Annotated in this window: 1 pseudogene; it reads right to left on the bottom strand. The window is 45.5% G+C overall.

The annotated features are described in order from the left end of the window. Positions 1–356: pseudogene (locus ACYP03_RS24840) on the bottom strand (transglycosylase SLT domain-containing protein); the annotation flags it as partial.

The raw sequence follows: 356 nt of genomic DNA, 5'->3' as shown, positions 1-356 counted from the left end.
ATAAAAGTAATTGAGCTGTTTTTTAGGTATGAGTAGCTGACTCTGTTCCTGCCTTAATGTTAACCCTGAGGAGTACCCCGGGTTAAGCTGATACAGTGCTTTTCCGGTCAGGCCTGCATCATTGGCAATCTGAGCAAGGGGCATTTGCTGTGTTATCGTCACGGATGTCAATACAGGGCTGTTGGGTATGTATACCAAAGGAAGAGAGCTATGACTTTCTTCTTTGATTATCTGGCTTAATGCCAGCAGTTTAGGGACATAGTGCTCTGTTTCCCGTGGTAATGCTAACGACCAGAAATCAGTGGGTTTACCCAGCGCTTTGTTGGCTTTGATTGCCTTGCGAACTCTGCTTTCAC

The sequence above is a fragment of the Photobacterium sp. R1 genome (assembly GCF_054600795.1).
The sequence above is the reverse complement of the archived record's forward strand: the minus strand, read 5'-3'. Positions and strand labels throughout refer to the sequence as shown.